The following is a 12,595-nucleotide window of genomic DNA, read 5'->3' as shown; positions in this document are numbered from 1 at the left end:
TTATCGCAGGTAACAGCTGCACCCGTATCCCCAGGATTATTGTGGATAGGGATTGGCATCGGTTTACTTGCCTTGTATGCTGTATTGACTGAACAAGTAATAGTAGATGACACGGGAATTCAGGTTACTTACCCCGCCTGGGTGCCTCGCTTTTTTCGTAAAGGCTGGTTATTACCTTGGTCACAAGTGAAAGAGTTAAAACCTCGCACCACTGGTCAAGGAGGGCTAGTTTATTATTTCGTCAGCCAGGATGGGAAAGCTTATTTACTACCGATGCGTGTAGCCGGATTTGCCCGTTTCGTGCAAATTGTCCAAGTAAAGACAGGTATTGATACCACAAATGTTTGCCCTTTAGCGCAACCGTGGATGTACCTAATTTTACTAGGATTTACGCTACTATTATTCTTGGTCGATGGCTGGGCGATCGCTACAGCCTTAACCACCAGACAATTAACTTAAAATAGGGCATTGGTTATTTCTCCCCTATCTCCCTACTCCCCTTGAATAATGCCACACTCAGGCTAGAGCAAGTTAATCTGTTTACAAAGCTGAAAACCCAACTTCCAGGCAATCAGCAAGGATACCCCATATTGCAAGATATTTCCTTCGAGGTATTCCACGGCGATCGCATTGCCATTTTGGGGCCAGTTGGCGCTGGTAAAACTTCGTTATTATACCTCCTCAACCGCCTAATTGAACCCACAAGTGGCAAAATCTATCTAGAAAATCAAGAATATCGCCAAATTCCTGTCATCGAGCTACGCCAGATGCTTGTACTTGTGTTGCAAGAATCAAAACTGTTGGGGATGACAGTTGGGGAAGCCTTGGCTTATCCTTTAGTTTTGCGTGGTTTGTCCAAACAGACAATTCAGCAACGAGTCAGTCACTGGATAGAACAACTGCACATTCCCAATGAATGGTTAGGGCGAACAGAGGTGCAACTTTCTGCTGGACAACGACAATTAGTAGCGATCGCTCGCGCCTTAGTCATCCAGCCTAAAATATTATTATTGGACGAGCCAACCTCTGCCCTAGATGCTGGTACGGCGTCTCATCTAATGCAAGTCTTAATCCAGTTAAGTGAAACTCATCAAACTACGATTCTGATGGTAAATCATCAACTGGAACTAGCCCAAATGTTTTGCACTCGTTTATTACACCTACAACAAGGTCATTTATTCGCAAATCAAAGAGTCTCTGAAGTAGACTGGGTTGAATTACGAGAAACCTTGATTCAAGCAGAAGCTAAAGACGATTTTGAATTTTAAAGTTTAGATGAGTCAGGAGACAGAAATCAGGAGTCATTTTCTTCCTCTGCCTTATCCCCATGCCCAATGCCCCATTCACACTTGACTACTACTAAGTGTTGAACGTTGATTGCTAAATCTTTCTCTAGCTAACTTTGTTGTTTGTGACTGTGAAATATTAGTATTCAAAATTTCCATATTAAAACGGTATCCTACATTGCGGATAGTTTGAATCAAATTCGGTTGCCGGGGGTCAAGTTCCACCTTTTTTCGCAGCGACAAAACGTGAGTATCAATGGTACGAGGGTTATCGATGGCGTCAGGCCAAGCCCGACGTAGCAATTCCGACCTACTCAGAGGCACTCCCCCAGCTTGTGCCAAAACATACAGCAAACTGAATTCTTGGGGTGTTAAGTCGATAAACTCCCCCTGGAAGCGGACACGGCGCTGAACTAAATCGATTTGTAAAGTGCCATAATCCAAATAAGCTGGTGCAGTTGGTGTGCGCTTCCGACGAATCAGTGCCTCTACCCGTGCCAAAAACTCTTGCATCCCAAAAGGTTTGCTCAAATAATCATCTGCACCCGCCTTTAAACCTGCCACAATATCACCTTCAGTATTACGGGCAGATAGCATTAAAATTAGAGGCTGCTGCTGACGATGTAACCACCGACAAAACTCAATGCCATCACCATCAGGCAAGTCTGCATCTAAAATGACCAGTGTTGGTTGATGGCTTAAAAATACTTCCCTTGCTTGATAAATACTGGCAGCTTGATGCACACGGTATTCCAGTTGTTGCAAGTGCCAACCCAGCAACGACCTCAGATGGGGATTCCCCTCAATGATTTCTATACAAACGGAACCCACAGTGGCAAGACCCCTTAGCGTCAATGACTCTCAAAATAACAAGCCTATCTCTAAGGTTTTGTAGCCTTTGTTACTTCAATTGCTATTAGCTTTACATTTCCTTATAAAATAGAGTGGCATATCTTTAATTTATGCCTTGCCGAAAAGGGATGACAAATATTCTTAAATTTTTATTAAATTTATCAAAAGTCTTGTTACAATTATTAAGAGTTCTTTAAAATTAACATTTTGCTTTGAGATGGGTGTCATGTAGAAAATATTTATAATCCAACCACTTAACCGTTACTACAACAGCTTTTCAACCTGATGGTGAAAGTGGATTTTTTAGCAAAAATTAGTACCCACATCCAGCAATATAACCCCAATATAATTGGGCTGTTGATTATGAAAATCATAAAAATAATTTAGCAGATAACTAGAATCGATGTTTTCTGGAATAGGATTAAAGTAGCTTGTAGCTGTTAGGAGGGTGCTGCCCAAAGTAGATGTATTGACTTTGAGTTGATGCCAAAGTGAAATTACAGTTCACATTTGAGCGTGAATCATTTACAATTCTCATTCCAAAGAGATTAATACAGCAGTTATGCTCCAAGACACACAAACCATCCGCTATTACCAAAGACTCACCGACGCCTTCGCCGAGTTATGGAATCGCGGTTATCGCACGGATGATATGCGGATGTATTTGGATGGATATCTAGCCGCACTGCGACATGGCAACATCATTGAACCTTTTCTGATTCATCGCTTAGAAGAGGAAGCCAGCCGCTACTTGTACGATGGATCAAATTTTGCAGTGCCGCAACCACAGCCACAACCCGATTACTACTAAGTACCATTTACTTGGTCATTAATAGTAACCGTTAATTACAACAGATAATTATACCATATTATCTGGATTTCTCAACGGCTTGCCGTGGTGTGAAATTTGGGAGATATTGTATTTATAAAATGCATCCCCTCAGCCGTATATTGGTCTTACCAATGCGGCTGAGGGGATTGTTGACATAACTTGAAATTGATTGATTCAAAGACAGATCAAGTATTTTTCTCAGAAACCTATTAAAAATAACTCGTAATTGATAATTCGTAATTGGATTCTTAACTACGAATTACGAATTACGAATTAGTTACGAGGCTAGTGCTACTTCTACTTGTTGCTGCAATTCACCTTTTTGGTACAGTTCAATCAAGATGTCAGAACCGCCCAGGAATTCACCATTGATATACACTTGGGGAATTGTCGGCCAGTTAGAGTATTCTTTAATTCCTTGACGGATTTCAGAATCTGATAGAACATCAACCGTCTCGAAGGGAACTCCCAAAGTATTGAGAATCTGTACCACGTTGTTAGAAAAACCACATTGGGGCATTAACTTGTTTCCCTTCATGAAAACTAAAATCTTGTTCTGTTGTAGCAAGTTATCAATTTTCTGTTTGAGTTCTGGCGTCATGATATTTGTGTTTCCTGTGTTGCATTCAACGATAACCAATTAGGAGTTAAAAATTCATAACTCCTAACTCTATGTTTACGAAGCTGTTGTTGCTTGCCAAACTTCGGGAGTATATGTTTTTACTGCCAAGGCATGAATCGCTTCAGTTGACATAGCTTGCCCCAACGCCCCATAAATTAACTGGTGCTGTTGCACTAATCCCTTACCTGCAAAGTGCGATGAAACAACTGTCACCTGATAGTGATCACCGCCACCAGTCAAGTCTTGTACCTGAATCTGGGCATCTGGGAGTTCCGCCTTGATCATTTCCTCAATCTGCTGCGGACTAATCATCGCAATTCCTGAAAAAACTTACTTTTCTATTATTAACAGATATAGAGTAAATACCTGTGCCAACTTCAGGTTTTGACAAGGCTGGGGAGAAATCCGCCTCTGAGCTATATTTTTCAGAACGCTGGATCAAAGTCTACGGCAGATAATCCTATCCTAGCACTGGGGCGTTCCAAGGTGTTGCTCAGGGAGAGAAGGATGTGAAAGATGGGGAAAAACAGGTAACAAAAATTTAATTTATTTTTTTTGGGACGAGGAAGATGAACTACCACCTTCTTTGGGATAGGGAGAATCAACAAAACCCAATTCAAACAACTGTTTATAGGCTTTCTTGCCTAAATCTCGCGTCGGGTTTTGACTCTTAATTATTTGAATCAACAAGGGTACAGCTAATTCTGGCTGATTTTGCGCTCGATGTACTAATGCTAGCTGAAAGGTTGCTTCATCTCGCTTCTGGGCTGTTGATAGAGCTTTTTGACGCTGAGAATCTGAAACTCTATTATCAATTCCCGAAAAGCTAGAATTTAACTCTTGATAAAAATTAGATAGCTGATTATAAACCTGACGCGCTTCTTCCAGTTTTTTAACAGCTAAGGGGTAATTTTGAGCAGAAATGGCTTGGTCTGCATCTTTCACTAAGCGATCGCCTCCATCAATACTCAAAAGGCTGTTACTTTGGGTTATGGGGCGAAGGTTATTGGGAGCGCTGGGATCAATTGGTTGTGGTTGGCTGGTAGTGCTTGGTAACTGTGATACCTGAGCATTCACAGGTGATAGCAGACTGAGGACTGCTATGACTGATAAAACAGTACGGTGCATCAAGGTAACAGCGACAGCAGTGTTCATGGGATCAATTAGTGTGACAACTAGATAAAAAAGTTATGGAAACTTCGGGTATCTTAACTCTGTTTTGGTCTTGGACAAAGCAAACCTACATCCTAAGTATCTCTGATTTAGACTAAAAATCCCTTTAATCGAGTTCCCATTACCCTTGTATAGTAGCTAACTAAAATCGTCCTGATCAGCGATACCTACGGACTACATTAAGAATTAGTAATTTCTACAAATGCGTGATTAGTAATTTTTGTTTCTTGATGGCTTAATTGTTGCAGTGCCTTTGCTAAATCAGCTGTAATGCTTTTAGCATCTTGTTTTATACAGCCACTCATGTAATCCGTGACTCTGATTGGCGAACCAATGTGAATACTTACATCTGTACCCCAATTTGGATAAGGTTGGCTGTAATTAATGCCTATGGGTATAATTTTCACTCCCAGCCCGGAATGACTAGATTCGGCACTCAAAGCCAGACGAGCAATTCCCGGCTTCAACTGATGAACTTGTCCATCACGAAAAATGTTACCTTCGGGAAAGATTACCAGGGTTTTATTCTGCTGAAGTAGTTCAACTCCATGTCGCAACGTGCGGATAGATGGATGCTTAGAATCTACAGGAAACCCCCCCAAACGTCGGACAAACCAGCCTTGCAAACCTTGGCATTCGTCAATAGTCACCATAAACCGCAAATCTTGTTCTCTCAGACAATCAGCCGTAGCGTAGGGTACGAGCAATGCATCCCAACGCGCCCGATGGGTAGGCGCGAGAATTACAGGCCCAGTTGTGGGGATATTTTTTTGTCCGGTTATTCTAATTTGCCCAAAGAATAATGGTAATAGGCAGTGACGCCCAAATAAATGTGCCAGAGGACTTAACCAAGGAGAAACCCTTGAGGTAGTACCAGCTACCTGAGGATTTCCTGCTGTGTGTTGGCAGGTATCGGATGAAGAGTAAAATTCCATTATGACGGATGCAGCTGATTGACGGATAAAATTTAACGTAAAGCCTGACTAGTTACACCGTAGATTCTCTTGCGTGACTTGTGTCGTACTAGATGGACAGTTTTACCTCTGTCCGTTAGTTTACACTACGCCGCTTATTGGCAAACCAAGCCTGTAATTGTTGACGACAAGCTGACTCTAGAATGCCTCCGATTACCTGGAGACGATGATTAGAAGCAGCGCTATCGGGTATGTTAATAACTGTACGAATTGCGCCAGTTTTTGTATCGTCTACTCCATATACAAGTAGTCCTAGACGCGCTTGGACAATCGCACCTGCACACATCGGGCAAGGTTCGAGAGTTACGTAGAGGCTGCACTCATTAAGATGCCAATTTTGTAAAGTTGTTGCGGCTCTCTTGAGAGCGAGAATTTCCGCATGAGCGGTAGGATCTTTGTCGCGCTCTTTTCTGTTTTCTCCTTGTGCCAGCAATTTGCCAGTTGAATCAATGATAACGGCACCTACAGGGACTTCATCGGCATCACCTGCTGCTTTTGCTAATTCTAAGGCATAACTCATCCATTGTTGATGTATAAGATATTCTGTATACTTAGTTAGCATCTTCTGATAAATAGAGTATGTGCAACTTAATATTCTGACCTCACTTCCATTCCTCTCTCCTAAAAGGAGAGAGGAATGGAATTTTTTCGCTTTCGTGGTAAGCTAATCGGCATTTAAGTTGCATACTAACAGGGCTAAAGCCCTTACTACAAGCGAATCATTCTCGAAAAATGAATGACGATTAGTTTAATAGACCAAAACTCCCCTCTCCGTTGGCGTAAGCCTGCCGTTAGGGGTTAAACAAATCAAAATTTTTAAGTTTAGCATCACCAAGCCACCCTTGGGGGCTAATCTTATTGTTAAATAACGGCTTGGGCTAAAAGGGGATCTAGTTGACTTTGGGTGTCTAGCTGATAGAGGTCATCGCAGCCGCCAATGTGCTGGTTATTGATAAAGATTTGCGGTACACTACGGCGTCCATTAGCGCGTTCTGCCATTTTAGCTCTGGCTGCTTCGTTGCCGTCGATTTTATATTCAGTAAAATTTACACCTTTCCACCACAGTAGCATTTTGGCACGAATGCAGTAAGGACAAGTTAGCCATGTGTAAAGTTCGACGTTGGCTTTGACTCGCTCTGGATGGCGATTTAAAAGGGGATTAAGAAATTCTAGCATATTGATGCTTAAGCAAGGTTTTAACTATGTCTCTAGCGTAGATCATTGCTGGCACTGCTTACCGCATTGGGGTTGGAACCCACTTTTGGAAACTCTCTAAATGATTCCAGTAAGACAAATATCCAGTCAATGATTATTTTATACCTCAAGATAGATACTGAAGAAAAGCAATGTTCTAGATTGCACTGCTACCCATTTGTGCCATTTCTTAACTTAGTTACTTTTGAACGCGCTTTATACTGGAGTAGTTATAGAGTAAAAAATAAGAATGTGTTAACTGGCACTTTTTTAACCAGTTAGCAGTAAAACTTAACTTTCTTCCAGGTGTATCCGCCCTTTGGTAGACTTGAATACTGAAATAGCCGGATAAAACGACGGAAATTCAAGCAATTGAAAGGGTGGACTCTGTGGAAAATACACTTGGGTTAGAGATTATTGAAGTAGTAGAGCAAGCGGCGATCGCATCCGCAAAGTGGATGGGCAAAGGCGAAAAAAACACTGCTGACCAAGTAGCAGTGGAAGCCATGCGGGAGCGGATGAATAAAATCCACATGCGGGGTCGCATTGTCATTGGGGAAGGCGAACGCGACGACGCGCCTATGCTTTATATCGGCGAAGAAGTTGGTATCTGTACCCAACCAAATGCCGAACAGGTCTGTAACCCTGATGAACTAATTGAAATTGATATCGCGGTTGACCCCTGTGAAGGTACGAACTTGGTAGCATATGGACAACCCGGTTCGATGGCTGTCTTGGCAATTTCGGAAAAGGGGGGATTATTTGCTGCTCCTGACTTTTACATGAAGAAGTTAGCAGCACCTCCCGCAGCTAAGGGCAAGGTAGACATCAACAAGTCAGCAACGGAAAACCTGAAGATTCTCTCGGAGGCTTTAGATCGGAGTATTGATGAACTTGTAGTAGTAGTAATGAAGCGCGAACGCCACAATGATTTAATTAAAGAAATCCGTGAGGCTGGAGCTAGAGTACAACTAATTGAAGATGGTGATGTAGGTGCTGCCATATCCTGTGGTTTTGCTGGAACTAATATCCACGCGCTGATGGGTATCGGTGCTGCTCCTGAAGGTGTAATATCGGCAGCAGCATTGCGTGCTTTGGGTGGACACTTCCAAGGTCAATTGATCTATGATCCAGCAGTAGTCAAAACAGGTCTGATTGGAGAAAGCAAACAAGCCAACATTGATCGTTTAAAGTCGATGAATATCAATGACCCTGATAAGGTTTATGATGCTCATGAACTGGCATCTGGTAAAACTATTCTGTTCGCTGGTAGCGGCATTACCAGTGGTGATCTCATGCAAGGTGTGCGTTTCTTTAAGGGCGGGGCAAGAACTCAGAGCTTGGTAATTTCCAACCAGTCGAAAACGGCTCGAATTGTTGATACAATTCACATGTTTGATGAACCCAAGACTCTGCAACTGAGATAATTTTTAGGGAATAGGGAATGGTAAAAGTAAGGGCAAAGCATTTGGAAAGGAATGTTTCTATAAAACGGAAAAATAGTCGCCAAAATGCTTTACCCTTATAGTAGTTAGTAGTTAGTAGTTAGTGATTATTTGTTGTTTGTTGCTGAGAAAAACTATCAACCAATAAACAAAAATTCCCTATTCCCTATTCTCACTCAATACCCTATTTCCAACTACCAACTAGTAACTACGATTTAGCAAATGAATATAGCAGTGGTGGGGTTAAGTCATAAAACAGCCCCAGTAGAAGTTCGGGAAAAACTGAGCATTCCAGAACCACAAATTGAAAGCGCGATCGCTCAACTGGCCAGCTATCCCCATATTGACGAAGTTGCAATTCTTAGCACTTGTAACCGCCTGGAAATCTACATTGTTACCAGTGAAACAGACCAAGGTATCCGAGAAATAACTCAGTTTCTTGCAGAATACAGTAAATTACCTGTGCTTTCTCTGCGGCAACACTTGTTTATGCTGCTACATGATGATGCAGTGATGCATGTCATGCGGGTAGCAGGTGGTTTAGATAGTCTGGTACTCGGAGAAGGTCAAATTCTGGCTCAGGTGAAAACTACTCACAAACTGGGGCAGCAATATAACGGTATAAAAACCATTTTGAATCGATTATTTAAACAAGCGCTGACTGCTGGGAAGCGGGTTCGCACTGAAACTAGTATTGGTACTGGCGCTGTCTCTATTAGTTCGGCAGCTGTGGAGTTAGCACAGATTAAAGTGGCAAATTTAGCTGCTTGCCGAGTGGTAATTCTCGGCGCTGGTAAAATGTCGCGGCTGCTGGTGCAACACCTACTTTCTAAAGGTGCTGTGCAAATTAGTATTGTAAATCGCTCTGGCGATCGCGCCCAAGAATTAGCAAAGCAGTTCCCTCAACAACTGCTCCAAATTCATCCCCTATCAGAAATGATGGCGGTAATTACCGATAGTGATTTGGTATTTACAAGTACTTCTGCAACAGAGCCAATACTTGACCGCGCCAAATTGGAAATGGTTTTAGAAGTTCAGCGCTCTCTAATGTTATTTGATATTTCTGTGCCGCGTAATGTTCACCCAGATGTGAATGAACTGGCAAATGTACAGGCGTTTAATGTGGATGATTTGAAGGCAGTAGTGGCGCAAAACTACGAAAGCCGTCGGAAGATTGCACAGGAAGCCGAGCGACTTTTAGAGGAAGAAGTAGAAGCTTTCGATATTTGGTGGCGCAGTTTAGAAACTGTCTCTACTATTAGCTGTCTGCGAAATAAAGTCGAAACCATTCGGGAACAAGAATTAGAAAAAGCTTTGTCGAGATTGGGTTCAGAATTCGCTGAAAAACATCAAGAGGTGATTGAAGCATTAACACGGGGAATTGTCAATAAAATTTTACATGACCCGATGGTGCAATTGCGATCGCAGCAAGATGTTGAAGCCAGACGGCGGTGTATGCAAACTCTGCAAATGTTATTTAATCTAGATGCAGAGGAACAGTTTAGCTAAACTCAACAACAAAATCCCCGACAACTTTTACCAAGTCGGGGATCTGAACTTTTGAATTTTCACAAAAGTTGTTCTGGGTCAATTCCCCGTTCTTGTAGTCGTGTCAATAAATCTTGATATCGTTGGCGTTCTTCTTCCAGTTGTTGGAGAGCTGCTTCTTTGGCTTGACGTTCTTGTATACGTACTTGGTCAAGCTCAACGGGTGTAAGAAATTTATATCCCATCAAGCCGATATATTTCTAGAGTTTGTGGGGTCAGTTCAAAACGGATTCCCAAACGGGGACTTATCCACCCATGAATCTGGTTAATCTCTTGTAACCAATCTTCTGAGCGCACAAATCCTGTTAATTCATTTCGGTCTGGGTCGTAAATGTAATATTCTTAAACTCCATAGCGTTGATAAAACAGAAGTTTCTTTGCCATTTATTTAGTTGTATTACCAGGAGATAATATTTCAAATACTACCTGTGGCGGAATGTTTTCTTCTTCAAATTGCTTGTAAAAACCCCTATCTACCTTGGGTCTACCAAACACTACCAGAGTATTAGGTGCTTGTTTGATGTTAGGATTGCCTTCAACTGGATACCAAAATAAATCTCCAGCGATGAATATATCTGATTGCGATGCAAATAAAATTTCTAAATTTTCTTTAATAGTTACTATCCAGCGAAATTGCTTGGTATTATCCGCCATTGGTTGTCCGTCGCTTTCGGGGTAGATAACCTCAGATGCGGTATTAGCAGTGATTACCATAATCTTACGCCTCCAGTCTTCGGGTTTCTCATAGTTTACAGTTCTTTTCAGGTAAATAGACCACGCGGTAGGGGCACAGCATTGCTGTGCCCCTACAACAGATGTGGTTCAAATACATGAAAACTGCTGTAAGATAGTTCCAAGTGATCATGCGATCGCAAATATCATCAATTAGCCTCAGATTCATTCAACAAAATTCACTTGGCATTATTTAGCGAGTTGCTACCAAAGTTGTTCACTGAATTTGTGTTTCTTCCTCAGTAAAGATCGGAGGCCATAGTTCTGATGGGCTTATAATTGAAATTTTCCCATTTTCGAGTTCCAGTTGGTAATCTAAACCCGCTTCGCTAAAAGCGGTTTGAACTTGCTCTAAAATCTCTGATTGTCATCATTGACATAAACATTATTTTCGACTACTAACTATATAAAATTTTATTTTAACACGAGCCAAATTTCCGAAGATTTGACACCGTGTGCAACTTTCTCTCAAGCTTAATCCCAACCCGTTCCCTACCAAACATAAAACTTGTAGCTGACTAACTTCAGACAGCACTTTAAAATGATAATATAAACCACGTCTATCTTGAAACCTGTAGTTCTTCTGTGATCAAAAGGATTTGCCCTCATCCCCCAACCCCTTCTCCCAGATTTGGGAGAAGGGGAGCCAGAATTTCAAAGTCTCTCTCCCATATCTGGGAGAGGGATTTAGGGTGAGGGCCAAAACTACGGTTCTCAATTTAGATGAGGTTTAATCAAAAAGTTTTAGCCGCACAATCATAGGTTGTATCTTTATGCAGTTAGAAACACAAAAATTCTATTACACACCTGAAGAGTATTTAGAAATTGAAGAAAAGGCGGAATATAAAAGCGAATACCATAATGGAGAAATTGTACCAGTGACGGGTAGCACTACAAATCATAATAAAATTGCTTTGAATTTAGCTGCATCTTTAAAAATTGCTTTAAGGCGTAAAAATTATGATGTTTATATTGGTGATGTGCGTTTGTGGATAGCGCGTTATCGGCAGCATACTTATCCCGATGTAATGGTGATTGAGGGACAACCTATTTATACAGGAACCAGCACAACAACGGTTATGAGCCCAATGTTAATTGCTGAAGTTTTATCTAAATCGACTAAAAATTATGACCAAGGCGATAAGTTTCTTTATTATCGCTCTATTCCAGAATTCAAGGAATATATTTTAATTGACCAATATCAGTATCATGTGATGTAGTATGTAAAAACTGCGGAAAGTCAATGGTCATTTACTGAATTTGAACATGAATCTGTAACTTTATCACTACAAACGGTTGATTTTCAAATTGAATTGTGCGAGCTTTATGAGCAAGTTAATTTTGCCGAAAATAACGAAGATTAAAATAATTCGTAATACTCGCCATTCGCGTAGCGTCTCGTAGAGAAGGCGAGAAGCAAGCCCTGCATAATTCGTAATTAGTAATTATGTTAACTTAGGATTGTTTAGGAACTGACAAATAAAAAAATATCCAATTATTTATTGTGGGGTGGGCGTCTCGCCCGCCCAGGAACCAAAAGCGGGCAAGACTTCGGCGTGAGCGCTACTTATCTACGAGAGGCTGTGCCAACGACAACGCTCAGTACAAGTCAGTCGAACGCTGCCCACCCCACAAGTAGTAATAATTTATTTCTTGGAAATCCCTTAGCGAATAACTGCCAAATTGAGGGGTGGGTTCGTAGTTTGCGCTGTCTTCGCTAAAGCGCAAATTACGCACTGAGCAAATGAAATTTGATTTCTGCAAGCCGCACACTCGTGACTTCCAGTCATGAGTTAGGCGCTCCATATTTCCATATTTTTCTTGCTAGAGTCTTGTATATGATCATGTACATGGTAAGATAAGGTATGGAAGTAAAACACGGTAGAGGCTATGTTTATGCAATTGAATATCATATTGTATGGTGTGTTAAGTACAGA

At 41.4% G+C, this 12,595-nt stretch carries 12 protein-coding genes and 3 pseudogenes; 7 read left to right on the top strand and 8 right to left on the bottom strand.

Annotation, left to right across the window (positions count from 1 at the left end):
- Both ACYTXL_RS19845 and ACYTXL_RS19840 read left to right on the top strand, forming a co-directional pair.
- Positions 1-459, top strand: a 459-nt coding sequence (locus ACYTXL_RS19845; protein WP_461926238.1) for a hypothetical protein, incomplete at its 5' end; no start/stop codon positions are given.
- A 41-nt stretch (positions 460-500) separates the two neighbouring features.
- Positions 501-1,268 carry an ABC transporter ATP-binding protein gene (locus tag ACYTXL_RS19840; protein WP_461926237.1) on the top strand — a complete coding sequence of 256 codons (768 nt, stop codon included), beginning with the start codon at positions 501-503 and terminating at the stop codon, positions 1,266-1,268.
- A gap of 75 nt (positions 1,269-1,343) precedes the next feature.
- Here ACYTXL_RS19840 and ACYTXL_RS19835 read toward each other — a convergent pair whose 3' ends face one another.
- On the bottom strand, positions 1,344-2,117 hold the full coding sequence (locus ACYTXL_RS19835) for a response regulator transcription factor (RefSeq protein WP_292805613.1): 774 nt from the start codon (positions 2,115-2,117) through the stop codon (positions 1,344-1,346).
- A gap of 583 nt (positions 2,118-2,700) precedes the next feature.
- Between ACYTXL_RS19835 and ACYTXL_RS19830 the strand changes: the two genes are divergently transcribed.
- The gene (locus tag ACYTXL_RS19830; RefSeq protein ID WP_292837705.1) at positions 2,701-2,949 is read left to right on the top strand and encodes a DUF6761 family protein; all 249 of its coding nucleotides are present in this window, start codon (positions 2,701-2,703) and stop codon (positions 2,947-2,949) included.
- 298 nt (positions 2,950-3,247) lie between these two features.
- On the opposite strand, the gene grxD is transcribed toward ACYTXL_RS19830, so the two are convergent.
- The 6 genes from grxD to grxC all read right to left on the bottom strand — a co-directional run bounded on the left by grxD (position 3,248) and on the right by grxC (position 6,915).
- Positions 3,248-3,571, bottom strand: a complete 324-nt coding sequence (gene grxD, locus ACYTXL_RS19825) for a Grx4 family monothiol glutaredoxin (protein ID WP_334906225.1) — start codon at positions 3,569-3,571, stop codon at positions 3,248-3,250.
- A gap of 75 nt (positions 3,572-3,646) precedes the next feature.
- Complete coding sequence (locus ACYTXL_RS19820; RefSeq protein ID WP_292791149.1) at positions 3,647-3,904, bottom strand: BolA family protein; 258 nt, start codon at positions 3,902-3,904, stop codon at positions 3,647-3,649.
- Positions 3,905-4,138: 234 nt separating this feature from the next.
- Entirely contained in the window at positions 4,139-4,747 is a 609-nt protein-coding gene (locus tag ACYTXL_RS19815) for a hypothetical protein (protein ID WP_461926236.1), read from the bottom strand.
- A gap of 197 nt (positions 4,748-4,944) precedes the next feature.
- Positions 4,945-5,700: a lysophospholipid acyltransferase family protein gene (locus tag ACYTXL_RS19810; RefSeq protein ID WP_461926235.1), complete on the bottom strand. Its 756-nt coding sequence runs from the start codon at positions 5,698-5,700 to the stop codon at positions 4,945-4,947.
- A 115-nt stretch (positions 5,701-5,815) separates the two neighbouring features.
- Positions 5,816-6,301, bottom strand: a complete 486-nt coding sequence (gene tadA, locus ACYTXL_RS19805; protein WP_461926234.1) for a tRNA adenosine(34) deaminase TadA — start codon at positions 6,299-6,301, stop codon at positions 5,816-5,818.
- A 299-nt stretch (positions 6,302-6,600) separates the two neighbouring features.
- Positions 6,601-6,915 carry a glutaredoxin 3 gene (gene grxC / locus ACYTXL_RS19800; protein WP_461926233.1) on the bottom strand — a complete coding sequence of 105 codons (315 nt, stop codon included), beginning with the start codon at positions 6,913-6,915 and terminating at the stop codon, positions 6,601-6,603.
- Between the two features lie 407 nt (positions 6,916-7,322).
- Here grxC and glpX point away from each other — a divergent pair, with 407 nt between their 5' ends.
- Both glpX and ACYTXL_RS19790 read left to right on the top strand, forming a co-directional pair.
- Complete coding sequence (glpX, locus tag ACYTXL_RS19795; RefSeq protein ID WP_461926232.1) at positions 7,323-8,360, top strand: class II fructose-bisphosphatase; 1,038 nt, start codon at positions 7,323-7,325, stop codon at positions 8,358-8,360.
- Positions 8,361-8,600: 240 nt separating this feature from the next.
- Complete coding sequence (locus ACYTXL_RS19790; protein ID WP_461926231.1) at positions 8,601-9,887, top strand: glutamyl-tRNA reductase; 1,287 nt, start codon at positions 8,601-8,603, stop codon at positions 9,885-9,887.
- A gap of 59 nt (positions 9,888-9,946) precedes the next feature.
- Here the strand turns inward: ACYTXL_RS19790 and ACYTXL_RS19785 are convergent.
- A pseudogene (locus tag ACYTXL_RS19785) lies at positions 9,947-10,640 on the bottom strand (Uma2 family endonuclease).
- Between the two features lie 791 nt (positions 10,641-11,431).
- Between ACYTXL_RS19785 and ACYTXL_RS19780 the strand changes: the two are divergent.
- Both ACYTXL_RS19780 and ACYTXL_RS19775 read left to right on the top strand, forming a co-directional pair.
- Positions 11,432-12,022, top strand: a pseudogene (locus tag ACYTXL_RS19780) (Uma2 family endonuclease).
- A 501-nt stretch (positions 12,023-12,523) separates the two neighbouring features.
- Positions 12,524-12,595: pseudogene (locus ACYTXL_RS19775) on the top strand (IS200/IS605 family transposase); the annotation flags it as partial.

Source organism: Nostoc sp. (assembly GCF_054880495.1).
The sequence above is the reverse complement of the archived record's forward strand: the minus strand, read 5'-3'. Positions and strand labels throughout refer to the sequence as shown.

Coding starts and splice junctions, on each gene's coding strand:
- ACYTXL_RS19830 (WP_292837705.1), top strand. CDS start 2,701: ATGCTCCAAGACACACAAACCATCCGCTATTACCAAAGACTCACCGAC.
- grxD (WP_334906225.1), bottom strand. CDS start 3,571: ATGACGCCAGAACTCAAACAGAAAATTGATAACTTGCTACAACAGAAC.
- ACYTXL_RS19815 (WP_461926236.1), bottom strand. CDS start 4,747: ATGAACACTGCTGTCGCTGTTACCTTGATGCACCGTACTGTTTTATCA.
- tadA (WP_461926234.1), bottom strand. CDS start 6,301: ATGCTAACTAAGTATACAGAATATCTTATACATCAACAATGGATGAGT.
- ACYTXL_RS19820 (WP_292791149.1), bottom strand. CDS start 3,904: ATGATTAGTCCGCAGCAGATTGAGGAAATGATCAAGGCGGAACTCCCA.
- grxC (WP_461926233.1), bottom strand. CDS start 6,915: ATGCTAGAATTTCTTAATCCCCTTTTAAATCGCCATCCAGAGCGAGTC.
- ACYTXL_RS19810 (WP_461926235.1), bottom strand. CDS start 5,700: ATGGAATTTTACTCTTCATCCGATACCTGCCAACACACAGCAGGAAAT.
- ACYTXL_RS19790 (WP_461926231.1), top strand. CDS start 8,601: ATGAATATAGCAGTGGTGGGGTTAAGTCATAAAACAGCCCCAGTAGAA.